General features: G+C 67.8%; 24 protein-coding genes and 2 tRNA genes. 8 read left to right on the forward strand and 18 right to left on the reverse strand.

Annotated elements, in window-relative coordinates:
* Window positions 1-18 precede the first annotated feature (18 nt).
* The 4 genes from MF609_RS00235 to MF609_RS00250 all read right to left on the reverse strand — a co-directional run bounded on the left by MF609_RS00235 (window position 19) and on the right by MF609_RS00250 (window position 1,659).
* The gene (locus tag MF609_RS00235; protein ID WP_242414330.1) at window positions 19-174 is read right to left on the reverse strand and encodes a hypothetical protein; all 156 of its coding nucleotides are present in this window, start codon (window positions 172-174) and stop codon (window positions 19-21) included.
* A gap of 84 nt (window positions 175-258) precedes the next feature.
* Window positions 259-999: a Crp/Fnr family transcriptional regulator gene (locus tag MF609_RS00240; RefSeq protein WP_242414331.1), complete on the reverse strand. Its 741-nt coding sequence runs from the start codon at window positions 997-999 to the stop codon at window positions 259-261.
* A gap of 146 nt (window positions 1,000-1,145) precedes the next feature.
* Window positions 1,146-1,221 (reverse strand) — tRNA-Ala (locus MF609_RS00245).
* A 120-nt stretch (window positions 1,222-1,341) separates the two neighbouring features.
* A complete protein-coding gene (locus MF609_RS00250; protein ID WP_242414332.1) occupies window positions 1,342-1,659 on the reverse strand; it encodes a TIGR02300 family protein in 318 nt (105 codons plus the stop codon).
* A gap of 103 nt (window positions 1,660-1,762) precedes the next feature.
* Here MF609_RS00250 and aroA point away from each other — a divergent pair, with 103 nt between their 5' ends.
* The 5 genes from aroA to MF609_RS00275 all read left to right on the forward strand — a co-directional run bounded on the left by aroA (window position 1,763) and on the right by MF609_RS00275 (window position 6,060).
* Window positions 1,763-3,094 (forward strand): 3-phosphoshikimate 1-carboxyvinyltransferase, encoded by a 1,332-nt coding sequence (aroA, locus tag MF609_RS00255; protein ID WP_242414333.1) that lies wholly within the window; start codon window positions 1,763-1,765, stop codon window positions 3,092-3,094.
* The gene (gene cmk / locus MF609_RS00260) at window positions 3,091-3,714 is read left to right on the forward strand and encodes a (d)CMP kinase (RefSeq protein WP_242414334.1); all 624 of its coding nucleotides are present in this window, start codon (window positions 3,091-3,093) and stop codon (window positions 3,712-3,714) included. Before aroA ends, cmk begins: the two co-directional genes overlap by 4 nt.
* A 328-nt stretch (window positions 3,715-4,042) precedes the next feature.
* Window positions 4,043-4,885 carry a carboxylating nicotinate-nucleotide diphosphorylase gene (nadC, locus tag MF609_RS00265; protein WP_242414335.1) on the forward strand — a complete coding sequence of 281 codons (843 nt, stop codon included), beginning with the start codon at window positions 4,043-4,045 and terminating at the stop codon, window positions 4,883-4,885.
* Window positions 4,886-4,912: 27 nt separating this feature from the next.
* Window positions 4,913-5,344 carry a hypothetical protein gene (locus MF609_RS00270; protein ID WP_242414336.1) on the forward strand — a complete coding sequence of 144 codons (432 nt, stop codon included), beginning with the start codon at window positions 4,913-4,915 and terminating at the stop codon, window positions 5,342-5,344.
* Window positions 5,341-6,060, forward strand: coding sequence for a ribonuclease T2 family protein (locus MF609_RS00275; RefSeq protein ID WP_242414337.1), 720 nt, complete (start codon window positions 5,341-5,343; stop codon window positions 6,058-6,060). The genes MF609_RS00270 and MF609_RS00275 overlap by 4 nt, the downstream gene beginning before the upstream one ends.
* On the opposite strand, the gene MF609_RS00280 is transcribed toward MF609_RS00275, so the two are convergent.
* The 9 genes from MF609_RS00280 to MF609_RS00320 all read right to left on the reverse strand — a co-directional run bounded on the left by MF609_RS00280 (window position 6,061) and on the right by MF609_RS00320 (window position 14,609).
* Window positions 6,061-6,486, reverse strand: a complete 426-nt coding sequence (locus MF609_RS00280) for a DUF4112 domain-containing protein (protein WP_242414338.1) — start codon at window positions 6,484-6,486, stop codon at window positions 6,061-6,063.
* A gap of 5 nt (window positions 6,487-6,491) precedes the next feature.
* Entirely contained in the window at window positions 6,492-7,880 is a 1,389-nt protein-coding gene (locus tag MF609_RS00285; RefSeq protein ID WP_242414339.1) for an ABC transporter substrate-binding protein, read from the reverse strand.
* A gap of 16 nt (window positions 7,881-7,896) precedes the next feature.
* Window positions 7,897-7,982 (reverse strand) — tRNA-Leu (locus tag MF609_RS00290).
* A 38-nt stretch (window positions 7,983-8,020) separates the two neighbouring features.
* Window positions 8,021-8,908 carry a 3-hydroxyisobutyrate dehydrogenase gene (gene mmsB, locus MF609_RS00295; protein WP_242414340.1) on the reverse strand — a complete coding sequence of 296 codons (888 nt, stop codon included), beginning with the start codon at window positions 8,906-8,908 and terminating at the stop codon, window positions 8,021-8,023.
* A gap of 11 nt (window positions 8,909-8,919) precedes the next feature.
* Window positions 8,920-9,696 carry an enoyl-CoA hydratase gene (locus MF609_RS00300; protein WP_242414341.1) on the reverse strand — a complete coding sequence of 259 codons (777 nt, stop codon included), beginning with the start codon at window positions 9,694-9,696 and terminating at the stop codon, window positions 8,920-8,922.
* Window positions 9,697-9,711: 15 nt separating this feature from the next.
* Window positions 9,712-10,734 carry an enoyl-CoA hydratase/isomerase family protein gene (locus tag MF609_RS00305; RefSeq protein WP_277991021.1) on the reverse strand — a complete coding sequence of 341 codons (1,023 nt, stop codon included), beginning with the start codon at window positions 10,732-10,734 and terminating at the stop codon, window positions 9,712-9,714.
* A 14-nt stretch (window positions 10,735-10,748) separates the two neighbouring features.
* Complete coding sequence (locus MF609_RS00310; RefSeq protein ID WP_242414343.1) at window positions 10,749-11,888, reverse strand: acyl-CoA dehydrogenase family protein; 1,140 nt, start codon at window positions 11,886-11,888, stop codon at window positions 10,749-10,751.
* 73 nt (window positions 11,889-11,961) lie between these two features.
* Window positions 11,962-12,894 (reverse strand): polysaccharide deacetylase family protein, encoded by a 933-nt coding sequence (locus MF609_RS00315; RefSeq protein ID WP_242414344.1) that lies wholly within the window; start codon window positions 12,892-12,894, stop codon window positions 11,962-11,964.
* Window positions 12,895-13,079: 185 nt separating this feature from the next.
* On the reverse strand, window positions 13,080-14,609 hold the full coding sequence (locus MF609_RS00320) for a CoA-acylating methylmalonate-semialdehyde dehydrogenase (RefSeq protein WP_242414345.1): 1,530 nt from the start codon (window positions 14,607-14,609) through the stop codon (window positions 13,080-13,082).
* Window positions 14,610-14,740: 131 nt separating this feature from the next.
* Here MF609_RS00320 and MF609_RS00325 point away from each other — a divergent pair, with 131 nt between their 5' ends.
* Window positions 14,741-15,019: a DUF2798 domain-containing protein gene (locus tag MF609_RS00325; RefSeq protein WP_242414346.1), complete on the forward strand. Its 279-nt coding sequence runs from the start codon at window positions 14,741-14,743 to the stop codon at window positions 15,017-15,019.
* A gap of 22 nt (window positions 15,020-15,041) precedes the next feature.
* On the opposite strand, the gene MF609_RS00330 is transcribed toward MF609_RS00325, so the two are convergent.
* Window positions 15,042-17,000: a metallophosphoesterase gene (locus tag MF609_RS00330; RefSeq protein ID WP_242414347.1), complete on the reverse strand. Its 1,959-nt coding sequence runs from the start codon at window positions 16,998-17,000 to the stop codon at window positions 15,042-15,044.
* 214 nt (window positions 17,001-17,214) lie between these two features.
* On the opposite strand from MF609_RS00330, the gene MF609_RS00335 reads away from it, so the two are divergent.
* Window positions 17,215-18,447, forward strand: a complete 1,233-nt coding sequence (locus MF609_RS00335) for a glycoside hydrolase family 27 protein (protein WP_242414348.1) — start codon at window positions 17,215-17,217, stop codon at window positions 18,445-18,447.
* Between the two features lie 121 nt (window positions 18,448-18,568).
* On the opposite strand, the gene MF609_RS00340 is transcribed toward MF609_RS00335, so the two are convergent.
* Window positions 18,569-19,696: an SGNH/GDSL hydrolase family protein gene (locus MF609_RS00340; RefSeq protein WP_242414349.1), complete on the reverse strand. Its 1,128-nt coding sequence runs from the start codon at window positions 19,694-19,696 to the stop codon at window positions 18,569-18,571.
* Between the two features lie 103 nt (window positions 19,697-19,799).
* On the opposite strand from MF609_RS00340, the gene MF609_RS00345 reads away from it, so the two are divergent.
* A complete protein-coding gene (locus MF609_RS00345) occupies window positions 19,800-20,819 on the forward strand; it encodes a cupin-like domain-containing protein (RefSeq protein ID WP_242414350.1) in 1,020 nt (339 codons plus the stop codon).
* 51 nt (window positions 20,820-20,870) lie between these two features.
* Here MF609_RS00345 and MF609_RS00350 read toward each other — a convergent pair whose 3' ends face one another.
* The 3 genes from MF609_RS00350 to MF609_RS00360 are packed head-to-tail and all read right to left on the reverse strand — an operon-like array spanning window position 20,871 to window position 25,176.
* Window positions 20,871-22,364 (reverse strand): tryptophan halogenase family protein, encoded by a 1,494-nt coding sequence (locus MF609_RS00350; protein WP_242414351.1) that lies wholly within the window; start codon window positions 22,362-22,364, stop codon window positions 20,871-20,873.
* Window positions 22,361-23,674 carry a tryptophan 7-halogenase gene (locus MF609_RS00355; protein ID WP_242414352.1) on the reverse strand — a complete coding sequence of 438 codons (1,314 nt, stop codon included), beginning with the start codon at window positions 23,672-23,674 and terminating at the stop codon, window positions 22,361-22,363. Before MF609_RS00355 ends, MF609_RS00350 begins: the two co-directional genes overlap by 4 nt.
* Window positions 23,671-25,176 carry a tryptophan halogenase family protein gene (locus MF609_RS00360; protein ID WP_242414353.1) on the reverse strand — a complete coding sequence of 502 codons (1,506 nt, stop codon included), beginning with the start codon at window positions 25,174-25,176 and terminating at the stop codon, window positions 23,671-23,673. The genes MF609_RS00355 and MF609_RS00360 overlap by 4 nt, the downstream gene beginning before the upstream one ends.
* Window positions 25,177-25,287: the final 111 nt, after the last annotated feature.

Genomic DNA, 25,287 nt, shown 5'->3' on the forward strand with positions numbered 1-25,287 from the left:
CCGGCGCGCCGAGTCCGCCTACAGGAAGAACGTATAGAAGCAGATGAAGAAGGCGGTGAAGCTGACGGTGAACAGCTTCAGGTCGCTGTCGTCGCTGCGCACCGGCACGCTCGCCAGACGCGGCAGCGTGGCGCGGAAGGGGTGACGACGGGGCGCGTTGTTCGGCTTCATCATGGCCGTGTTAACGCTTTCTTTACCCTTTTGTCGTCTGCCACAAATGCGGGCAGCTGTCCGATTACGGGACGCCTGCCCGCAGGGTCATGCCATCGCCACCGCGCGGTCGAGATGCAGATAAGCCGGCGTGAACGACGCGATCGTCCCCAGCCGGTCGAGGTCGTGGATGGTCAGCGTCCGCGCCTCCCAGTCGATCAGCCCCTCGCGGCGCAGCTCCTGCACCATGCGGTTCACATGGACGGGGGTTAGCCCGGTCGCCTCCGCCAGATCGGCCTGGGTCAGCGGAAAGTCGCAGGTCAGCCCCCGGCAGCGCCCGCTCAGCCGCAGTCGGTAATGGACCTCGCAGAACAGCAGCGCGATTCGTTCGCGCGCGCTGCGCAGGCCGAGGCTGGCGATCCATTCGCGCTGCGTGCCCATCGCGACATGGTTGTTCCACCACAGCGCGCGGGCGATGGCGCGATTGTCGCGGCTGAGCGCCGCCAGCGCATCGGGAGCGACCTCGGCCACCGTCATCGCCGTGATCGCGCCGACCGCGTGATCGGTCCGGGCCACCGCCTGGGGATGCGGATCGAACAGGTCACCCGGCAGCAGCAGCGACAGGATCTGCCGCCGCCCGTCGGGCAGCTGTCGATAGCGACAGCCCCACCCCTCCAGCACGACATGGGCGAATCGTGGCACGTCGCCTTCCGCCACCACGTCGCGGCGGGGGGAAATCACCCGGTGCCGCTGGTCGAGCAGGGCATCGATCGCCAGCCGGTCGGCATCGGTCAGTTCGGAAAAGTCGTGCAGGCGCGAACGGTACCGCAGATCATGGCCCCCTGTCATAGGGCCGTTCAGCTAGCTGCTATCGCGGGCACGCACGATATACTGGTATAATCGCTCCGCCCTTGCGTGTTTTTTGTAATATTGCGGGGACGATTATACGACGGCCAACAAAAAACCCCGCATCGCTGCGGGGTTCTTTAGGAAAATGGTGGAGCCGAGGGGGATCGAACCCCTGACCTCTGCAATGCCATTGCAGCGCTCTCCCAGCTGAGCTACGGCCCCGTCCATTTTTTCGAAGCCGCCGCTGGTCGGCGGCCTCGCTTCCCCGTTGGGGAGGAGCGCCCTCTATGCGGAGGGCGATGGTTTGGCAAGCGGCTTTTGCGCCTGCCGCCCCAAAAAAGATCAACGCTCGGCTTCGTTGTCCTCGTCGGACGTGTCGACGCCCAGGTCGTCGTCGCCGCCCAGATCGACATCGTCGTCCGCCGACGGCTCGTCGTCGCCCTCGATATCCAGATCGGCGTCGAGATCGGTATCCTTCTCGGCCTTGTCGCTGACCTTGGCCTGCTCGAACGGCAGGGGCTGCTTCGACTTCAGGATCGGCTCGGGATTCCAGTGCACGCCGCAATTGATGCAGGTGACGGGATCGTCATTGCCAAGGTCGTAGAAGCGCGTCGCGCATTTCGGGCAGGTACGCTTCGTACCCCATTCCGGCTTCACCATGTGTAGCCCCAAACCTTTCGGTGCTGTGGAAGAACGGGGCACATACCCCGGATGGGGCCGCGCCTTGCCATAGCGGGCACGCGCTGTCAAAGCCGCCGGTCATATGCACGACGCCACCCCCACCCCGCTTTCCGTCGCCGCCAGCGGCCCGCTGACCGGCACCGCCCCCGTTCCTGGCGACAAGTCGATCAGCCACCGCTCGCTGATGCTCTCCGCCTTGGCCGTCGGCACCAGCCGCGTGACCGGATTGCTGGAGGGTGAGGACGTGCTGGCCACCGCCGCCGCGATGCGGGCGATGGGGGCGAAGATCGAACGCGGCGACGATGGCGTGTGGACGATCGACGGCGTCGGGGTCGGCGGGCTGCTGCAACCGGAACAGGCGCTCGACATGGGCAATTCGGGCACCTCGACCCGGCTGCTGATGGGGCTGGTGTCGAGCCATGCGATCGCCGCGACCTTCACCGGCGACGCATCGCTCAGCAAGCGGCCGATGGGCCGCGTGATCGAACCCCTGTCGCAGATGGGTGCGGAGATCACCGCAAGCCCCGGCGGCCGCCTGCCGCTGATGCTGCGCGGCATCGTGCCCGCCGTGCCGATCGACTATACGCTACCGGTCGCCTCGGCACAGGTGAAGTCGGCGATCCTGCTCGCCGGCCTCAACACGCCGGGCATCACCCGCGTCGTCGAACCCGTGCCCACCCGCGACCATAGCGAGCGGATGCTGAAAGGTTTCGGCGCGAAGCTGACCGTCGAGGTAACCCCGGCGGGCCGCGTCATCGAACTGCATGGCGAGGCGGAGTTGCAGCCGCAGACGATCACCGTGCCGGGCGATCCGTCCTCCGCCGCCTTTCCGGTGGTCGCGGCGCTGCTCGTACCGGGCAGCCATGTGACGATCACCAATGTCGGCCTCAACCCGACCCGCGCCGCGCTGTTCGACGTGCTGCGCGCGATGGGCGGCGACATCGCCTTCGAAAACCCCCGCGACGTCGGCGGCGAGCCGGTCGCCGATCTCGTCGTCCGCGCCTCCGCGCTGACCGGCATCGAGGTCGACCCGGCGGTCGCCCCGTCGATGATCGACGAATTCCCGATCCTGTTCGTCGCCGCCGCGCTGGCCAAGGGGCGCACCGTCACGCGGGGGCTGGAGGAACTGCGCGTCAAGGAAAGCGACCGCATCACGACGATGGCCGAAGGACTGCGCGCGATCGGCGCGACCGTCGAGGAAACCGAGGACGGCCTCATCATCGACGGCACCGGCGGCGAGCTGCTGCCCGGCGGCGGGACGGTCGAGGCGAAGCTCGACCACCGCATCGCGATGAGCTTCGTCGTCGCCGGCCTCGTGTCGCGCGCGCCCGTCACCATCGACGACATGGCACCCGTGGCGACCAGCTTCCCGACCTTCACCACGCTGCTGCGTGGCCTTGGCGCGTCGCTGTGATCATCGCGGTCGACGGCCCGGCTGCATCGGGCAAGGGCACCATCGCGCGCGCGCTGGCGAAGCATTACGGCCTGCCACACCTCGACACCGGGCTGCTGTACCGTGCGGTGGCGACCCGCGTGCTGCGCGACGGCATGGACCCGACGCGGGAGGCGGACTGCGTCGCGGCCTGCGACTTTTCTGACACGCTGCTGGACGACCCGTGGCTGCGCACCGATGAAGCCGGGCAGGCCGCCTCGATCGTCTCGGCGCATCCGCTGGTCCGCTCGGCATTGCTGCGGCGGCAGCGCAAGTTCGCGCAGCAACCCGGCGGCGCGGTGCTGGACGGGCGCGATATCGGCACGGTCATCGCGCCCGACGCCGATGCCAAGCTGTTCGTGAAGGCGACCCCGGCGATCCGCGCCCGCCGCCGCCATACCGAACTGGCCAAGGCCGGCTCGACCGTCACCTACGACCGGGTGCTGGCCGATATCCGCGCCCGCGACGAACGCGATTCGAGCCGCTCGACCGCGCCGCTGGTCATGGCACCCGATGCCGCCCCGCTCGACACCAGCACCCTGTCGATCGAGGTCGCGGTGGAACGCGCCATCGCCATTGTCGAGGGGCAGCGGGGCAAGTAAGCTCCGACGATACTCTACGTCACCCCGGGCTTGACCCGGGGTCCCGCTTCTTCTTCGAACGCCGGACAAGAAGCGGGACCCCGGACCAAGTCCGGGGTGACGAAATAGGATGGTGCCGCACCCCTCTTTCCTACACGGTAGCCTCCTGTCATCGTCGGCGGGTCGCCCTTGTCACCCACCCCGCCAACCGCAGCAAAGCGAGCCGCCACGCCCACCGCGCAACAACGCCACTAGTGTGAACTTAGTGAACTTTGGGGCCGCAAACCGCCTGACACCCACCCCCGCCCGCCCCTATAGCGAACGCCCCTCCCATCCCGGACCCTGCCCCATGATCCCCGGTTTCGACCTCCCCGCCTTCGTCGCCGCGACCCTTGCCGAGGATATGGGCGACGCGGGCGACATCACCGCGGCCGCCGTCATCCCGGCCGATGCGATGTTCACCGGCATCATGGACAGCCGCGACGCGATCACCGTGGCGGGCCTCGACATCGCCGCCGCCTTCTTCCGCCATCTCGACCCCGCGGCCCAGATCGAGCTGCTGGTGGCCGATGGCGACCGGGTGCCCGCCGGCACCGCGCTGATGCGGCTGCGTGGCAATGCCCGTGCACTGCTGACCGCCGAACGCTCGGCGCTGAACACCGTCCAACATCTGTCGGGCATCGCCACCCTGACCGCAACCTATGTCGCCGAGATCGAAGGCACCGGTGCGACGCTGCTCGACACCCGCAAGACCATTCCCGGCCTGCGCCTCCTCGAAAAGTACGCGACCCGCATAGGCGGCGCGACCAACCACCGCATGGGGCTGTGGGATGCGGCGATGATCAAGGACAATCACGTCGCGGTCGCAGGGTCGGTCGGTGAGGCCACCGCCCGTGCCAAGACGGCGGGGATCGAGCGGATCATCGTCGAGGTCGATTCGCTCGACCAGATCGAACCGGCGCTCGCCGCCGGGGCAACCCACCTGCTGCTCGACAACATGGCCCCGCCGATGCTGCGCGAAGCGGTCGTGCTGATCGCCGGGCGCGTACCGACCGAGGCATCGGGCGGCGTCCGGCTCGACACGATCCGCGCCATTGCCGAAACCGGCGTGACCTATGTCAGCGTCGGCCGCCTGACCCAATCGGCCCCGGCGGCCGATATCGGGCTGGATTTCACCCTCGACGCCGCATAACCCTTGCCCGTTTTCAGGGGAGCCTTCATGCGTCCGTCTTCGATCGTCCGGTTCGACCGGCTCTATCTCGCCTCGATCGCCGTCGGGCTGGTCGGCAACATCCTCGAATGGCCGCTGACCATGGCACGGCTGGCGGAGAACCCGGACACCGCGGCGCTGGGGTCGACGGCGACGGTCGCGGCCGGCGGGATGATCGCGGTCGGCATCGTCATCGCGCTGTTGCTGTGGTTCTTCATCGCCCGGCGCGGCAGCAACGTCGCCAAATGGATCCTGGTCGTCTTCACCGTCTTCGCGATCGGCAGCCTTGCAGTCGGCTTCTCGACCGGCGCGGTGATCTTCGACGCCGGCGGCATCGTCCGCATCGTTGCGGTCGCGCTGCAGACGGCGGCGGTCGTCTTCCTGTTCCGGCCCGATACCGCCGCGTGGTTCGCCCCGGCCATTACGGAGGAGGATATATGAACCGCCTCGCCCTAACCCTCGCCGCGCTGCTCGCGCCGGTCGCGGTACAGGCGCAGACGCTGCAATGTTCGGTGCCGAGCCGGATCGAACGCCCGCGCCCCGACCTGCCGACACCGCAACAGCCGCGCCGCGTGCTGCCGATCGGCAGCTATACGCTCGCCATCACCTGGAGCCCGGAATATTGCCGCACGCGCCGCGACGATGCGCGTAATGCCTTCCAGTGCGGCGGCGCCAACCGCTTCGGCTTCACGCTGCACGGGCTGTGGCCCGATGGCGAGGGCAAGGACTGGCCGCAATATTGCACCACCACCCCGATCCTCCCCGAAGCGGTGATCGCGAAGAACCTGTGCGTCACCCCCTCGGCCCAGCTGCTCCAGCATGAATATGCCAAGCACGGCACCTGCATGGGCGTGACCCCGGCCGCCTATTTCGACGAGTCGCGCGCACTGTTCCAGCGGCTGCGATTCCCCGACATTATGGCCCTGTCGCGCCGCCCGGCCCTTACCGCCGGACAGATCGCCAGCGCCATCGCCCGCCTCAATCCGGGCATGACCGCGCAGTCGATGCGGATCACCACCAACAAGCGCGGCTGGCTGGACGAAGTGTGGCTCTGCCTCGACAAGCGCCGCCGCTACACCGCCTGCCCGGCGCATCAGGGTGGCGTGACGCCCAACACCCGCGTCAAGATCTGGCGCGGCGGGCGGCAGGCGGGCTGATTACCCCTCGACCGTCACCGTCGCAGGATGGTTACGGTCGAGATGCTTGCGGATGATCCGCAGGTTGCGGGTGTTGGAACGAAAGAAGAAGTCCGGCACCGCGCCGACGATCGGGATCAGCCCCAGCGCCCAGTCGGTGCCGACATTGCCCGCCATCCGCGCCATCTGCCACTTCGACATGCCCAGGTTGCGGGCCTCCCACAGCATATAGCTGCCCATCGCCGCGCCGATGAAGCTGCCGACCACGGGAATGAAGTTCAGCAGGAAGTCCAGTCCGACCGGATGGTTCGTGCCCGGAATGGTCATCGACCGCTCCATCAGCCGCTCGATCGCCACCACGCGACGGCGCACGGCTTGCGGGTCCTTGTCGAGATGCCCGGCGATCTGATCGAACAGTTCGGGCGAGATGCGGGTGGTCTTTGCCATGCCCCCTATCTGGTGTCGGCGCGCAGGTGGTTCAACGGATGTACCGCGCGGCCATTGGTCTGGAACGCGCGCAGCCGGGGCGCGACCAGCGACCAGCGCCACGGCCGCGCGACCGGCACGAACGCCACGTCCGCCGCCATCGCCGCATCCGCCGCCGCCAGCCTTTGCGCCCGCTCGGGCAGATTGTCGGCATCGCGTGCGGCAGCGATCAGCGTCATCGCCTCCATCGAACAGTTCCGGCACGCGGTCGCCAGATACCAGCGCGCACTGTCATAGGGGGCCACCCGGTCGATCAGCCGCAGCTCGGCCGGCGCGGTCATCGCCACCCGTTCGCCCGTGATGCCGATGCGCGACAGCGCGACCGCGATCCGCCCCCACAGCAACGTCGCCCCCGGCCCGGTCGGCAGCGCGACGCGCAGCCGCACCGGCTGGCCATAGGCGGTGACCTGTGCCCGCGCGGTCGCCCAGCGCTGGTCGTCGGTCAGGTTGCGCCACGCGGGCAGCGCCGGGTCCGCCGCCGAATCGAGCTTCTCGGGCAACAGCGTGTCCGCCGGCCCCCATGCCGGATCGATCGCACCGGGCAGGTTCGCCCCCTGCACCGCCATCGCCACCGCCGCCCGGCCGAGCGCGCTCGACAGGAACCCGTCCCGCCCGACAAAGGCAAAGCCGAACAACCCGCGCGCCGGATCGACCCGCACGTCCGCCGGACGCGGGCTGGCGGCGGCGACCAGCGGCCAGTCGGCAAAGTCCCCACCCAGCACCAGGTCGCTGCGCTTCTCGGCATAGCGCGCCACCGCCAGCGCCGCGCGGCCGCCGCGCAACCGGACCTCGTCGGCGGCGACCGGCGGCGGTCCTTCGGGATCGGCCGGCGCGCGCAGGCGGATGCCGTTTCCCCGCAACCGGCGCAGCGGCCCCGTGCCCTGCGCACCCCGGATCACCGCCAGTTCCGGCTGGGCCAGCAATGTCAGCAATTCGGTATTGGGGCGCTTCAGCCGCACCTCGATCACCTGCGGCGTCATCGCCACGATCTCGTCGATCGACCACAGGAACGGCGTCAGCCGATGCCCCGCCTCCACCCGCACCGCGCGGCGCAGCGCCACCACGACCTGTTCGGCGGTGACCGGTCGCCCGTCGCTCCACGTCGCATCGCCCAGCCGAAAGATATAGCTGCGCCCGTCATCGACCATGTTCCAGCGCTCGGCGAGGCCCGGCTCGACCTGTCCGGCGGCATCGAACCGCACCAGCCCCTGCGCCAGCGCGCTGCGCAGCAGCACGCGCTCGACATCGCCCTTCGCTCCGTCCTCGATCGCATCGACCGTGACCGGCCGCTGGTCGCCCCGGCCGTCACAGGCCCCGACCGCCAGCAGCAGGGGAGCGAGGAACAGGATGCGCACGATGCCACCTCCTTGCTGGTACGGACGGCGGGACTTGAACCCGCACTCCCGATGGGAAGCGGATTTTAAGTCCGCTGCGTCTACCGATTTCGCCACGTCCGCGAGGCAAGCGGCGTTCCAAGCGGATCGCCGCGCGCCCGTCAAGCCGCGCCGCGTCGCAGCGTCTGGATGATGCCGGAGAAATCGGTCGCCGCGTTGCCGTCCTCGACGAAGCGGGCATAGAGTTCGGCGGCGCGCGCGCCCATCGGCGTGTCGGCCCCTGCCCCCGCCGCCGCCTGCATGGCGAGCCGCAGGTCCTTCAGCATCAGCGCGGCGGCGAACCCGCCTTGGAACCCGCGGTCCGCCGGCGTTTCCGGACCGACCCCTGCGACCGGGCAATAGCTGGTCATCGACCAGCACTGCCCCGAACTGACCGACGAGATGTCGTAGAAGGTCTGCGGGTCCAGCCCCAGCTTCTCGGCCAGCGCAAATGCCTCGCACGTCGCGATCATCGACGCGCCGAGCAGCATGTTGTTGCACATCTTGGCGGCCTGTCCCGCGCCGCTCGTCCCCGCATGGATCACCGCCTTGCCCATGTCGGACAGGAACGGCTCTGCCTTCGCAAAGGCTGCGTCGTTGCCACCGACCATGAAGGTGAGCGCGCCGGCATTGGCCGCCGCGATCCCGCCCGATACCGGCGCATCGACCGCGTGCAGCCCTTTCGCACGCGCCGCCTCCGCGACCTGGCGGGCGGTATCGACGTCGATCGTCGAACAATCGATCAGCACCGCGCCGGTGTCGACCGCTCCGAACAGCGCATCGCCATAGACCTGCGCGACATGCGCACCGGCGGGGAGCATCGTCACCACCGCCTGCGCGCCGGTGGCGGCCTCCACCGCATCGGCGACGGGCAGGCAGCCGGCTGCCTTCGCCCGCGCCAGCGCCTCGGCCGACAGGTCGAACGCGCGGACGTCATGCCCCGCCTTCGCCAGATTGGCCGCCATGCCCCCGCCCATATTGCCGAGGCCGATAAAGCCGATGCGTGCCATGATCGTCTCTCCTATCGCCCGGTCCAGTTGCCGGGGCGCTTTTCGACGAAGGCGGTCATGCCTTCCTTCTGGTCCGCCGTGCCGAACAGGCCGTGGAACAGGCGGCGTTCGAACTGCACGCCTTGGGCAAGTGTCGTGTCGAAGGCGGCGTTGACCATTTCCTTGTTCGCCTTGACCGCCAGCGGGGCCATGGCGGCGATGGTGGCGGCGGTCTTTACCGCTTCCTCGACCAGATCGTCGGCGGGCACGATCCGTGCGACGAGGCCGCAGCGTTCCGCTTCCTCTGCGCCGATCATCCTGCCGGTCAGGCACATTTCCATCGCCTTCGCCTTGCCGACGGCACGCGCAAGGCGCTGCGACCCGCCCATGCCCGGCGTCACGCCCAGCTTGATCTCGGGCTGGCCGAACTTCGCGGTGTCCGCCACGAGGATGAAGTCGCACATCATCGCCAGCTCGCACCCGCCGCCCAGCGCGAAGCCCGCCACGGCGGCGATGATCGGCTTGCGGGTGCGGGTGAAGGCGTCCCAGCCGCTGAAATGGTCGCCGCCATACATGGCCGCGAAGTTCATTTCCTGCATCTCCTTGATATCGGCGCCGGCGGCGAACGCCTTGGCCGATCCGGTGATGACCGCGCAGCCCTGTGTCGGGTCGGCATCGAACGCGCGCATCGCGTCGAGCAGTTCGGACAGGATTTGCCCGTTGAGCGCGTTCAGCGCCTGCGGCCGGTTGAGCGTGACCAGCGTCACCGCATCGCGTCGCTCGACGAGGATGGTTTCATAAGCGGACATGGTGGTTCCTCGAACTCATTGCGGTTGCCATTCGTCGGCGGGTGGAAGTGGGGCGAAGATGCGGTCGATCATATGGTCGCTGACCGCATCCGGTGTGGCCGGGTCCCATTTGGGCGCGTGATCCTTGTCGACGATCACCGCCCGCACGCCCTCGACAATATCCGGGCGCTGCACGATGCGGGTGACGACGGCATATTCCTGCCGCATCTCGTCCTCGAAGGTCGGCATGGTCGCGCCGTCGAGCAGCAGCTTGAGCGACACCTTGCACGACAGAGGCGAACGTTGCCGCAGCGTCGTCAGCTGCTCATTCGCCCAGTCCGACCCGTCCGCCTCCAGCGCGGTCAGGATTTCCTCGAAATCGTCGCTCGCGAACAGCCGGTCGATCGCTTCGCGCTGCGTCAGGATCGGCGCATCGCCGGGCGGGGTCGCGTGGTCGGAAAGGATCGCCTCCGCCGCCTGCGGATCGGCGGCGATGGCCTGCTTCACCGTCTCCAGCGTGTCGGCGGGGAGCAGGTGCGTCGCAAGGCCGAGCGCCAGCATCTCGCTGCCGTCCAGCCTTGCCCCGGTCAGCGCCAGATACTGGCCGATCCGACCGGGCAGGCGCGACAGATACCAGCCGCCGCCGACATCGGGGAACAGTCCGATCGCGGTCTCCGGCATGGCGAAGCGGCTGTTCTCGGTCGCGACACGAAACCGGCAAGGCTGCGAAATGCCGACTCCGCCACCCATCGTCACCCCGTCCATGACGGCGATGGTCGGCTTGGCATAGGTGAACAGCCGGTGGTTCAGCCGATATTCGGTCGCGAAGAACGCGCGCGCAGCGGCGCCGTCCGCCGCGCTGCTCTCCGCAATCATGCGGATATCGCCGCCGGCGCAGAAGCCGCGGCCCTCGGCATGGTCGATCAGGATCGCGTGGACGTCGGCGTTCTCGCGCCACTGCTCCAGCGCCGCCAGCATCGCGTCGCACATCTCGTGATTGAGGGCATGGAGGGCTTTGGGACGGTTCAACCGGATGCGGCCGAGATGGCCGTCGACCATCGTCAGCACATCGTTCACTTCACCAGCTCCCGTCCCACGATCATCCGCATCACCTGGTTCGTGCCTTCCAGGATCGAATGCACCCGCAGGTCGCGCCAGAAGCGTTCGATCGGATAGTCCATCAGATAGCCATAGCCGCCATGCAGCTGCAGCGCCTGATCGACCACCTTCGATCCCGTGTCGGTGGCGAAGCGTTTCGCCATCGCGGCGAAGCGCGTCTTGTCGGGCGCGTTCGCCGTCACCTTGGCCGCGGCGGTGTAGAGCAGCGCCCGCGCCGCCTCCAGCTCGGTCGCCATGTCGGCGAGGGTGAACTGGGTATTCTGGAAGTCGGCGATGGGCTTCCCGAACTGCTGCCGCGCCTTGGTATAGGCGATCGCCTCGTCGAGGCAGCGCTGCGCCCCGCCCAGCGAACAGGCACCGATGTTCAGCCGCCCGCCGTCAAGCCCCTGCATCGCGATCGAAAAGCCCTGCCCTTCCGCGCCGACCAGATTGGCGGCGGGCACGCGTACCTGGTCGAGGATCACCGCGCGCGTCGGCTGCGAATGCCAGCCGAGCTTGCGTTCGTTCGCGCCGAACGACACGCCGGGCATGTCCTTCTCGACAGCCAAGCAGGAGATACCCTTCGGTCCTTCGCCCCCGGTGCGGCACATGACCAGATAGACGTCGTTGTCACCCGCGCCGGAGATGAACTGCTTGGTCCCGGTAACGATATAGTGGTCGCCATCGCGCACCGCCTTCGTCTTCAGCGCCGCCGCGTCCGACCCGGACGACGGCTCGGTCAGGCAATAGCTGGCAAGCTTGTCCATCGTGACGAGATCGGGAAGGAACCGGCCTTTCAGCTCGGCCGACCCGAATGCGTCGAGCATCCACGCCGCCATATTGTGGATCGAGATGAACGCGCTGGTCGACGGACAGCCATAGGCCATCGCCTCCATGATCAGCGCCGATTCCATCCGGCCAAGCCCGATGCCGCCCGACTCCTCGGACACATAGATCGCGGCAAAGCCCAGCTCCGCCGCCGCCTTGATTGTGTCGCGCGGGAAGATGTGCTTCTCGTCCCATTCGGCGGCATGGGGGGTGATCGCATCCGCCGTGAACCGGCGGGCAAGCTCCTGAATCTCGCGCTGGTCGTCGGTCAAATCGAACTGGGTCACGCTTCACTCTCCACTATCGCTTCGGCCGGCATCGCCGCGGTTGCTCGCGCGCGGCCGAACATCATCTCGTTCATCACGGTGTCTTGTGCAGCACGCGCTGCCGGTAGAGCGGGATCGCGATCGACAGCGTGTTGCGCTCGTACCAGCGCGGCGCCGGCACGCCCTTTTCCCACGCGATCGCCTCCAGCCGGTTGCCCTGCGCCGATGCCGTATCGGGCTGCGCCTGCGCGATCGGATCGCGATACGCTGCGTCAGCGGTAACGATCTCCCATCCCCTGCTTCGCAGCGCCGCGACCAGATCGGCGATCCAATAGGCGGCAAGGTCGGTTTCGTGGAGCAGCATCACCTGCACCGGCTGCCGCCCCAGCGCCTGCTTCGCCAGCCGGTCGCTGAACTCGGCGGATTCGACATGGGTTTCGACATACAAATCGCGCAGGGCGTCCATGTCGATCGGCTCGCCGGTCTTGCGCGCTTCGGCCGTCAGGTTTTCGATACTCCAGTCCGACCCGTCGACCGTGACATAGCCGTTCGACAGTTTTCGCGCGGCGAGGCCGGCCCGGACGGCATCCCGCTTCGCCTTGTCGGTGCCGCCCTCGTCGAGGAAGGGGAAGCGGAACCACGGGCGCAGCCCCTTGCGGCCCATGAGCCACGCGCTCGCCCGGTCGATATCGGCCAGATAGGCCTCAGCCGTCATCGACTTCAGCGCGGGATGGCTGAAGCTGTGGTTGGCGATGACATGGCCCGCCTTGACATAGGCCGCGATCCGCCGCCCGCCCCCCGCCCCATCCGGCGCGGACAGATTGCCCGGCACGACGAAGAAGGCAGCCTGGCGGACCTTCGCCTTGCGCAGGCCGGCAATGATCCGCTCGGTGCGTTCGTCGGGCGTCAGGAACGGCCCGCGCGCCCGCGGCGCATCGTCGAAGGTCAGCGCTATACGTTTCTGGGCGGCGGCGGGGGCCGATGCGACCAGCAATGTCAGCATCGCTACCATCAGGCGTCGTATCATCGTGGTAATTCCTCCCGGCAGACGACGGCTATCGCGGGTTTGAGGATCAGGTCCGGCCAAGTCGTCACCCCGGGCTTGACCCAGGGTCCCGCTTCTTCCGCAACGGACGACAAGAAGGCGGGACCCCGGATCAAGTCCGGGGTGACGGGATTAACGCATGGCGGGACGAACGCCACCGGGTCCGCTCACCCCATCGTCGGAATGACGAACGCATCCTGCGTCCGCGCCGCTGCACCGTCCTCGGCCTGGCTACCCATCGCCGATCCGTCCGGCCAGCGCTGGGTGATCGTCTTGACCTTGGTCCAGAAGCGCACGCCCTCTTCGCCATGCTGGTTCACGTCACCGAAGGCGCTGCGCTTCCACCCGCCGAAGCTGTGATAGGCGACCGGCACCGGGATCGGCACGTTGATCCCGACCATGCCGACATTGACGCGAGCCGCAAACTCCCGCGCGGCATGGCCGTTGCGGGTGAAGATTGCGACGCCGTTGCCATATTGATGTTCGCTCGGCAGGCGCACCGCGCTCTCGAAATCATTCGCGCGCACGATCTGCAGCACCGGGCCGAAGATTTCCTCGCGATAGGATTCCATCTGCGGCGTCACATGGTCGAACAGCGTCGGGCCGATGAAGAAGCCGCGCTCATGCCCCTGCAGGCTGAACCCGCGCCCGTCGACGACGAGTTCGGCGCCTTCCTCGACGCCCTTGGCGATCCAGCCCTCGACCCGCGCCTTGTGCTGCGCATTCACCACCGGGCCGTAATGCGCGTCGGCGTCGGTCGACACGCCGATGCGCAGCGCGCCGATGGCGGGGATCAGCTTTTCACGCAGGGCCACGGCGGTCTTCTCGCTGACCGGCACCACGACCGGCAACGCCATGCAGCGCTCGCCCGCCGACCCGAACGCGGCGCCCGCCAGATCGGCGACGACCTGATCGAGATCGGCGTCGGGCATGACGATGCCATGGTTCTTGGCCCCGCCCATCGCCTGCACGCGCTTGCCCGCCGCGACGCCGCGGCGATAGACATAGTGCGCGATATCGCTCGACCCGACGAAGCTGACCGCGCCGATCGCCGGATGGTCGAGGACCGCGTCGACCACCGTCTTGTCGCCATGGACGACCTGCAAAATGCCTTCGGGCGCGCCGGCCTCCAGCATCAGTTCGGCCAGGCGCACCGGCACCGACGGATCGCGTTCGCTGGGTTTCAGGATGAACGCGTTGCCGCAGGCGATGGCGACGCCGAACATCCACATCGGGATCATCGCCGGGAAATTGAACGGGGTGATGCCTGCGCCGATGCCGATGGGTTGCCGCATCGAATAGACGTCGATCCCCGGCCCTGCGCCCTGGGTATAATCCCCCTTCAGCAGATGCGGCACGCCACAGGCGAATTCGATGACGTCGAGGCCGCGCTGGATGTCGCCCTTGGCATCGGCGATCACCTTGCCATGCTCGCTCGACAGCAGCTCGGCCAGTTCCTGCATATTCGCTTCGACCAGCTGCTTGAACGCGAACAGCACGCGGGCGCGCTTCTGCGGATTGGTCGCGGCCCATGCCGGCTGTGCCGCCTGCGCCGCCGCCACCGCGCGGTCGAGATCGGCGGCGGTGCCGAGGCGGACATGCGCCTGTACCTCGCCGCGATTGGGATCGAAGACGGCACCCGTCGCGCCGTCCGTGGCATTCAAACCGCCCGCGATCACATGATCGATGACCCGCATAGTCTCTCCTGTCGGTCGCGGTGGCTGGTCTGTCGCCGACTCATCCGCGTGTAATTTTATTGCTTTTGGCATAGCCGTACCGAGCGGGCAATCGCCGGAACCAGATTCAGGTCCGGCCGCTTTGTCGCGCGATGCAAAACGCTTCCCCCCCGGCACGCGCGCAAGAAACGGTGAAGGTCCGGTCGCGCTTTCGCTATCGCCTGACCTCCTCGGTCATCAACGCGCTGATCTTTTCCTCGCTGATCGGCGCGGTCAGCGCGCTGGTGCGGGTCGGGCCGGCGGGCTTCTGGGACGCCTTCCGTCAGGGCGCGCCGATCGGGTTCCTGACCGCGCTTCCCGCCTCGCTGCTGGTCGTGCCGCTGGTGCAGCGGCTGGTCGACCGGCTGTTCGGCATCGACCCGCCGGCGTGACGGGAAGCGCGGGCGGACGGCCCTATCCCAGCTTGAACTCGTCGAACTTGATCGGATCGCGCGCCGGATAGCGGGTGTCGAACGCATAGGACGTGACCAGCCCGGTGCCGGTATCGAACACGGTATAGGCGGTGATGTCGTTGCTGGTCAGGAACGGCACGTTCTGCGCCGCGCCCGCCAGCTCGACCTGCGGGTTGCGCAGGGTCGGCAGCGCCATCGGCCGGTCGTGCGGGTCGTCCTCGCGTGGGTAATCGTCGGGGTTCCAGCGCAGCGAGGTCAGCGCGGCGACCTGCGCCTCGGTCGGCGGCCCCGATCGGCGCGGCGACAGGTTGCTAACATAGGCGCCATAGCTGTTCCCGACGTTCGACGTCTCGATATAGTGTAGGTTGCCGACCTTGCTGCGGCACCACAGATGCGAATGGCCGACCTGCACCAGCTGCACCCCCGCCGCCGTCAGCAGCGGTTCGATGTCGCCCCGCCACAGATCCTTCGACAGCGGATAGTCGTATTTGACGTAGCGCATCCGCCCCGCGTCCAGCACCGGCTGAATCTGCCCGTTCCACGTCGCCCGGTCGATCGGAAAGGCGAACGGCCCCATGGTGCGGATCGCGCCGGTCGCGTCCGTATATTCGAACGTCGCCTCGGTCTGCGCCATCACCGGCGTCGCATTGTCGCCCAGCCCGAACACCGACTGGTGGACCAGCACGATCTTGTACTTGGCCGAGCGGAACGCGTCGCTGGCCAGAACTTCCTGCAACCACTGATATTGGCGCGATCCACGCGCAAAGGGATGGAACTGGAAATCGCCGAAGCCCCAGGCGGCGGGATCGTTGATCGATGCCGTCGCCTCGGTCAGCTTGCCGCGCGTATTGGCGGTCCAGCTGCGCCAGATGCGGTTGCCGTCCATCGCGATCAGGAAGGTATCGCCGATCCGCTGCGCATAATAGCGCCCGCCCTCCGGCCCCTGCGGCAGGGTGAAGATTTCCTCGTACGAGATCGTCTCATAGCTGTTGTCCCGGATCCAGCGTTCGCGGATCGCGGCATCGCCCGACGGGTTCACCGTCGCCGCGACCTTGTCGTAGCGCAGTTCGGCATACCAGCGCGGCTGCGGATCGTTGAACATGGTGTTCAGGCTGTTCGCCGGGTTCCACCGCCCGGAATATTCGTGATTGCCGAGGATCGGATAGATGACCCCGCTCTGGAGCAGCGGGCCGCCGGTATAGGTCGATGCCGGCTGCCATTTGCGCATCGTCCCCTGCAACGCACCGAAGAAGGGCGGCAGGTTCAGTGTGCCATTGTCGAACCATTCCGACGCCCGGTTCGGCACGTTGACCAGATCGCCGGCGAACAGCACGACGTCGATCGGCGCCAGCGTCTCGGCCACGCGCTCGTAATTGGCCGAGGCCATTCTCTTCAGCTGCAAATCGGACGTGAGCAGGAACCGCGTCGCCTGCCCCGCGGCGGGCAGCGGTTGCAACGTTCCCTCGCTGCTGCGCATCGTCTTGTTGCCGTCGCTGCTGATCGCGACATAACGCTGCCGCCCCGCCGAGGCCGACAGGCCGGTGACGACCGCTTCGTGCCGCCATATATCGCGCTGCGTCAGGCCGGCATAGCTGCGGCCGGCGACGGTCGAGGCGGCATCCTCATACATGCGCGACAATTTGGTCGAGGTCGCCACCACCTGCTGCCCGAAGCCCGCGCCATAGCGGACCGCATGATCCTTGCCCCGGAACTCGGTGAACCACACGACCCGCACCGAATCGGCTGTCGGCAGCTGGAGGAACGGTTCGGTCAGCACCAGCGGTTCGGCGACGAACATGTCGGTCGGCAGCGCCGCGCTGGTCGGAGTCGGGGTCGGCGTGGGGGTAGGTGTCGGATTGACGATGATCCCGCTGCCGCCATCGTCACACCCTACCAGCAGTCCGCTGGTCGCCGCCGCGATCAGCCACCCCGTCCGCTTCGTGAAACTCCGCCGGTCCATGTGCGCCCCCTGCCGTTCGATCGCGATCGGGTTACGAAGGGGGAATGACGCGGGCGTAACGCCGCCGTGACAGTCGCGCGACAGTCATGGCGTCAGGCTATGACCCCATGCCGAATCCCGGTAGCGGCGCCCCGTGGTTGACAACGTCGTCATATTAATAAGATAATTTGATTACTTAAAGCCGGACGGATCCGTCACGGTCAGGGAGAGACTTATGCCGGCACGTTTTTCGTCCATCGTCGCAACGCTTTGCGCAGGACTATGCGCGATCCAGCCGGTCGCGGCGCAGGAAGTGCTGGACGCCGATCCGAATACGCTCGCCCCGTCCAAGGACCCGAAACGCATGCCCAACGGCCTGGCGCAGACGCCGCCGATGGGGTGGAACAGCTGGAATAAATTCGCCTGCAACGTGAACGAGAAGGTCATTCGGGCGATGGCCGACGCCATCGCGTCGAACGGCATGAAGGCCGCCGGCTATGAATATGTGGTGATCGACGATTGCTGGCACGGGACGCGCGACGCCAACGGCTTCATCACCGAGGATCGGCAGCGTTTCCCGAGCGGACTGAAGGCGCTGGGCGACTATATCCATAGCAAGGGGCTGAAGTTCGGCATTTATTCGGACGCGGGCACCAAGACGTGCGGCGGTCGTCCCGGCAGCCAGGGCCACGAATATCAGGACGCGATCCAGTATGCCCGCTGGGGTGTCGATTACCTGAAGTACGACTGGTGCTCGACCGGGTCACGCAATGCCGAGGAAGCCTATGCCACCATGGCCGACGCGCTGAAGGCCAGCGGGCGGCCGATCCTGTTCTCGATGTGCGAATGGGGCAACAACCGGCCATGGCTGTGGGGCCAGAAGATCGGCAACATGTGGCGCACCACCGGCGACATCACCGACAAATGGACCGGCAAGCATAATTACAGCTGGGGCGTGGCGTCGATCGTCGACATGAACGAACCGCTCTGGCCCTATGCCGGGCCGGGTCACTGGAACGATCCCGACATGCTGGAGGTCGGCAATGGCGGCCTGACCGACGTTGAATATCGTGCGCACTTCTCGCTCTGGGCAATGATGGCCGCCCCGCTGATCGCGGGCAATGACGTGGCCACCATGAGCCAGGCGACGCGCGACATATTGCTGAACCATGAGGTGATCGCAGTCGATCAGGACAAGCTGGGCCAACAGGGGCACCGCGTCGCGCGCGACGGCACCAGCGAGGTGTGGGTCAAGCAGATGGCCGATGGCGGGCGCACGCTGCTGTTATGGAACCGGGGTGAGGCACCCGCGCGGATTACCACCGACTGGACGACGCTGGGCCTGCCCGCTGCGACCCGGCTGAAGGCGCGGGACCTGTGGGCGCACAAAGATTTGGGGCGGTTGTCGCGCAGCTACAGCGCGGAGGTCGCACCGCACGGCGTGGCGATGGTGCGACTGAATCCGTAGGGTTGTTCACATCGTCACTCCCGCGCAGGCGGGAGTCCATATGCGCCGGCGTCGCGGATCGAGCCGAACCGTCAGCGTGTATGGATTATCGCCTGCGAGGGAATGACGAAAGGACGAACGTTTACCGCCCCCACACGCCCTTGCGCCCGTCGATCGCCTTGCCGATCGCATCCGCAATCTTCGCATCGTCGGCGACGTTCGGGTGGAAGTGACACCCGCCGAAGCTCAGGCCGGTCACCGGCACCACCGCAAGCCGGGTTTCTCCCGACTCACGCAGCCTGTCGCCGACCTTCGCCACTTCGCGCGCGATCTCGCCCTCGGCCAGATCGGTCGCCCACAACACGAAGAACGCGCGCGGGTTACGCCGCCGCAGGTCCTGCACGAAGCGGACATAGCGCGCCTCATAATCGGCATGGAGCGCGTCGCGGGTCTTCCAGCGCTCCTCCGGCTTCAGCGGCGTCGTAAAATCGTTGGTGCCCAGCGCGATGACGATCACCTGCGGCTGCCACCCCGCATCGACCGCCGGGGCCTTTCCGTCGAACAGCGCGTACGGATAGGCGTCGGGCACGGTCGGTGCGGCGAACCCGCCATAGTTGCGCACGATCCCGCGCCCCGAAATCGCATTGACGCGGTAGGCGGTGCCGTAGCGGCGCGACAAATGGCCGGCGATCCCCTGCGACGTGTCGGTCGTCTCCCACACCTGCTGCTCGCTACAGTCGCGGCTGGTGGAGGTATTGCCATAACCGACCGTGTGCGAATCGCCGATGAACTCGATCGCGCGGCGCGGGGTCGCGGGTGCCGGCAGCGGCATCGTACCGGCCGGCGCATAGAGGCCGCCGAACGTGGTCGGTCCGGCCTGTGATTCGCTGACGACATCGACGCGGATACGATGCTGCCCGGCGGAAGGCGCTGCGACGCGGTAACGCCCAGGCGCAGGGTGAACCAGCGCAACCGGCGCAGCCCCGTCGACCGCAACACGCAACGAGACGTCCCCCGGCCCGATGACGAGGTCCACCGCCTCCCCGCGAAACGCACCCTCGAAATAGCTGCCCGGCCATTGCCGGCGATAGCGCGATGCCCCCTCGCCGCCCGTGACGACGCGCCCGCCGATCTGGAGCGGCAGCGCCCGACCGGCCACCGAATCGTCCGACAGTCGCCGGATGCCAGCGGTCGGACGCTCCTGCGCCGACGCGATCGCCGACAACGTTATCATGATCGGCAGCGTCGAACGGAGGAAGAAGGGAGGCATCGTCGTCTCCTGTTAATTAAACCCTGGAAATCAGTGCGTTTTGCCGCGCATAGCTGTCGCCCACACCCGGTCCGGCAAAAATGGGTTTAGCGGGATAAAACGAATGAGCAATTGGATCGATAACGCGCCGCGCGTGGCCGAAGCGGCGATCCCGCAGGACGACGCCGCGTTCGAAACACTGCTCGACGCCGCGCGACCGGTGGTGCTGCGCGGCCTCGTCGCCGATTGGCCGGCGGTGGCGGCGGGTGCGCAGGGCCATGCGGCGATGGCGGCCTATCTGCGGCGCTTCGACGGGGGCAAGCCGCTGGGGCTGTTCGCCGGTCCGCCTGCCATCGATGGCCGCTTCTTCTACCGCGACGATATGCGCGGGTTCAATTTCGAACGCGGCAACATCCCGCTGCCGGTACTGCTCGACGGTTTGCAGAAGGCGGCGGCGGAGGTTGCCCCGCCCGCCTTCTACGCCGGCGCCAGCGCGGCGAAGGATCATTTTCCCGGCTGGACCCGAGACAATGTCCTGCCGCTGCCGACCGGCGATGCGACCGCTCGGCTGTGGATCGGCAATGGCAGCCGGGTGTCGGCGCATTTCGACATGGCGAGCAACGTCGCGGTGGTGGTCGCCGGCCGGCGGCGGGTGGTGCTGTTCCCGCCCGAACAGGTCGCCAACCTCTATATCGGGCCGCTCGACGTCACCATGGCGGGACAACCGGCGACGATGGTCGATATCGAACGCCCCGACCTGACCCGCTTCCCGCGCTTTGCCGAGGCGCAGGCCCGTGCCATCGTCGCCGATCTGGGACCGGGCGATGCGATCCTGATCCCGACGCTGTGGTGGCACGAGATTCGGGCGACCGGCGCGCTCAACGTGCTGGTCAATTACTGGTGGACGCGCGGTACGCCGGATGCGCCGTTCCTGGCACTCGTCCATGCGATCCTTGCGGTACGCGACCGGCCGGCAGCGGAGCGGGCGGCGCTCAGGACCTGGTTCGACCATTATGTGTTCGGCGACGACGCCCCGGCGGTGGCGGATCATCTGCCGCCGGCAGCGCGCGGCGTGCTGGGCGCCCCCAACCCGGAGCGCGATGCGCGGATCAGGGTGTATCTGCGGCAGATGCTGGGCGGTTAAACGACCATCTCGTCATTCCCGCGCAGGCGGGAGCGACGACAGGAAGATGGGTCACCCCAGCCGCGCCAGCACCGCCCCATGCGACGGCAGCCCGGCGACGGCCGCCGCCGTAGCGCTGCGCATCTGGCGGAGCGCCACGGCCAGCCGCTCCTCGTCCAGCGCGTCGGCGACCGGGTCATGCCCGACCGGGTCGACCCCCTGCCCCAGCAGCACCGCGACCCAGCTGGGCATCGCGAACAGTTCGTCCTCGTACCGGAACACCCGCCCCTTGTGGCGGAACAGGTCCAGCTTGCGCGTCAGGCTGTCGGGCACGTCCATGGTGCGGACATGGTCCCAGAACGGCGAATCGTCGCGCGCGGTCGCATGATAATGCAGGATGATGAAGTCGCGGATCGACCGGTAGTTGTCCGCCATCTGCCGGTTATATTCGTCGCGCTCCACCTTCGAGAAATCGCGGTCGGGGAACAGCGCGAACAGCTTCGAAATGCCCTGCTGGATCAGATGGATGCTGGTCGATTCGAGCGGTTCGAGGAACCCGCCCGACAGGCCGATGGCGACGACGTTGCCCTCCCACATCCGATGGCGCTGCCCGGCGGTGAACGACAACCGGCGCGGCGCAGCGGTCGGGGCGGAATCGAGGCGTGAGAGGAGCAACTGCTCTGCCGCATCGTCGTCGAGGAACCGGCTGCAATAGACCACGCCGTTGCCGGTGCGATGTTGCAGCGGGATGCGCCACTGCCATCCGGCCTGGTGCGCGGTCGCGCGGGTATAGGGCAGTACCGGCTCGGTCCGTTCGGTCGGGACCGCGATGGCACGGTCGCAGGGCAGCCAGTGCGACCAGTCCTCGAACCCCACCCCCATGGCGTCGCCCAGCAGCAGCGAACGGAAGCCCGAACAGTCGATGAACAGCTCGCCTTCGACCCGCCGGCCATCGTCCAGCACCACCGCCGCGACATGGCCCTTGTCCGCGCGTTCGACCGACACGATCCGCCCCTCGACCCGCGCGACGCCGTCCGCTTCGGCCCGACGGCGCAGGAATGCGGCATAGAGCGTCGCGTCGATATGATAGGCATAGGCCATGCCCGACAGCGGCGAACGCGGATCGCCGGATGGCGGCCCGAACGCGGTGGCACGCGCGGCGACCGTGCTGGGCGAATAATCGGCGATCGGGCCGATGCCCGCTTCCCCCCGCAGCTTCAGCCAGAGCTGGTGGAAATTCACCCCCTCGATATCGCGGCCATAGCTGCCAAACGGATGGAAATAGCCGCTGTCGGGCCGGTGCCATCCGGCGAATTCGATGCCCAGCTTGAAGCTGCCTTTGGTCTCGCGCAGGAACTCCGCCTCGTCGATACCGAGCAGCCGGTTGAAGCTCAGGATCGACGGGATCGTCGCCTCGCCCACGCCGACCGTGCCGATCGCATCGGATTCGACCAATGTGATCCGCCGCTGCCCGTCGTCGAGGAAGCGGCCGGCGGCGGCGGCAGTCATCCAGCCGGCGGTGCCGCCGCCGATGATGACGACATGGGCGATACGGCGATCGGTCATACAGGATAATCCAGTGCGGCAAGTCGGGCGGCAAGGTCGCGGATCAGGCGGGCGGCCTCGGCCGGGGCGGTCGACAGCGTCACGGGATCGGGCCGTTCGGGCCGCATCCCCTGCCCCAGCAGCACCGCCGTCCACGCATCGCGCTGCACCAGTTCCTCGTCCGCCGGTACGATTTGCCCCCGCCGCGCGAACTGCGCAAGGAGCGCTTCGAGCGAGGCGGGGCGCTTGGCGGCATGCAGCCTGCACCAGAACGGCCCCTGCGTCCGTCCGCCGCCATGATAATGGAGCGCGAGGAAGTCGCGCATCCGCTCCGCCTGCAACCGGGCACGACGGTTCAGCTCCGCCTGCAACAACGGTTCCGGTTCCTGGGCGGGCAGCAATTCGAGCAGCAGCGCCAGCTGCCCCAGTGCGAGGGTGAAGCCCGCACGGCCGAGCGGCCCCGGTTGCACCACCGCATCGCCCAATGCGACGACGCGCCCGGCAAATGGCTCGGCGAGGCGGCCGGGTACGATAACAACCCCGTCGCCCCCCAGCTCCACCCGAACGCCGGACCAGTTCGCGCGCCACCCCTGCGCGGTGGCACGATAGCGGTCGCAGCCGCCCGCGTCCTCTCCCGCCGCCCCGAACGCAACGCGCCCTTCGGGCAGGGCGTCGCGCCAATCCTCGAACGCCCGATCAGCCGATAGCAGCCGCGCCGGCCCGCCCGCATCGACCATCAAATCGGCGGCGATCTGTGCCCCGTCCTGCAAGCGAATCGCCCCGTCCGGCCCGACTCCGGCGAAGGGCGCAGCGAACCGCACCCCCGCCTGACCACCAATCGAGGCCAGCGCCTGCGTCAGGCGTGCGGGGTCGAGATCGAGCGCCGGCTCGACCCGGGGGTCGGCGATCCCCGCGGTCGCCGCGACACAGGCCGGAACCAGCGCATGGAACGGCGGCACCCGCTCCCGCGCCGCCTGCGCTCGCAGCCACAGCGCAGCCAGCCGCCCCTGCGCCAGCGTCGCGGCGGCATCGTCTCCCACCATCCATTCCGTGCCGTCGCGGCTCCAGTCGGCAAAGGCACTGGCATAGCGTGGCCGGGCGACACCACGCCCCAGCAGCAGATCGGACGGCATACCGATCCGCGCCAGCACGTCCTGCACCGTCGGCAGCGCCAACGGGAACCGGTCGGCCAGCGCGTCGGGCGGCACCGGGGCCGGCACCAACGTCACCTCCGCGCCCGGCAGTGCCTGTTGGAGCGCCACCGCGCTGACCAGCGCGACCGGGCCACCCCCGACCACCGCGACCGACCGCAGGGGCACGCGCGCGTTCATGCCCGTCGCTCCAGCGCGGCATCATGGCTCGGCATCGCCGCCACCCGCTCGGCAATCGCCCTGGCCAGCGACCGCAGCGCACGATCCAGCCCGGCGGCCTCGGGCAGGTCGGCGCGCGGATCCCATCCCGCCGGCACCACCCCCTGCCCCAGATAGACCGCGACCCAGCTGGGTTCGAGGAACAGGCCATGGCTGTATTTCGAGACCTGCGCACTACCCCGCCACAGCGCCAGCTTGGTCGCAAGCGTGTCGGGGATCGCCATCGTCCGCACATGGTTCCAGAACGGGGAATCGTCGCGGGTCGTCGCGTGATAGTGCAGGATCAGGAAGTCGCGGATGCGATCATATTCGGCATCGATCGCCGCGTTGAACCCGTCGCGGTCGACCTGCGCCACGTGCCGGTCGGGGAAATGCTCGATCAGCGCGGTGATCGCCGCCTGCACCAGATAGATGCTGGTCGATTCGAGCGGTTCGAGGAAGCCCGACGCCAGCCCGACCGCGACGACATTCCCCGCCCAGCTGCGCCGCCTGCGTCCCGCGCGGAACCGCAGGAAGCGCGGATCGGCCAGTGCCTCGCCGTCCAACCCGGCAAGCAGCGCGGCGGCAGCTTCGTCGTCGGACACATGGCCGCTGGCATAGACATAGCCATTGCCCACCCGGTGCCGCAGCGGAATGCGCCAGCGCCAGCCGGCCGGCATCGCCGTCGCGCGGGTATAGGGTTCGATCACCCCATCGGGACTGGCGCAGGGCACCGCCACCGCCCGGTCGCACGGCAACCAGTGCGACCAGTCCTCCCATGGCTCGGCCAGTTCACCGCCCAGCATCAGCGACCGGAAACCCGAGCAATCGACGAACAGGTCGCCTTCGACCCGCCGGCCATCGTCCAGCACCACCGCTCGCACGGTATCGCCATCCCGTTCGACCGTGACGATCCGCCCCTCGATCCGCGTCGCGCCACGCGCCTCCGACCATTCGCGCAGGAAGGGGGCGAAGCGGGTCGCATCGAATTGATAGGCATAGCCGAACGAGGTCGTCGGATCGTTCGGATCGCTTCCGGGCCGTTCGAACCGACGCTGTTCGGCAGCAGTCACTCCAGCCGAAAATGCCCCGATCGGCGGCATCGCCCCCGCCGCCGCGCGCCGCAGCCAGTAATGATGGAACGCCACCCCGCCCAACGGACGGCCATAGGTGCCGAACGGATGGATATAGCGGTCGCCGATCGCCCCGAAATCGCGGAATTCGATACCGAGCTTATAGGTCGCCTCGGTCGCGGCCATGAACGCCGCCTCGTCGATACCCAGCCGTTCGAGGTACAGGCGCAGATGGGGCAGCGTCGCCTCGCCCACGCCGACGATGCCGATCGATTCGGATTCGACCAGCGTGACGCTGCACGCGGCCGGCAACAGTCCGACCAGACCGGCGGCGGTCATCCACCCCGCCGTTCCGCCGCCGACGACGACCACCCGGACCGGTTCGCCGGCACCATTCGCTTGTTTCGTCATCGATTTCCCATGCTCGCCCTGTCACCATAAGGCCACACTGACAACGATATCAACATTACCGAAATCGATTTGCTATATTTCCGTTGTGTTGCTGAACTCGGAGTTTTACCG

The sequence above is a fragment of the Sphingomonas panni genome (assembly GCF_022664435.1).
Lineage (GTDB): Bacteria > Pseudomonadota > Alphaproteobacteria > Sphingomonadales > Sphingomonadaceae > Sphingomonas > Sphingomonas panni.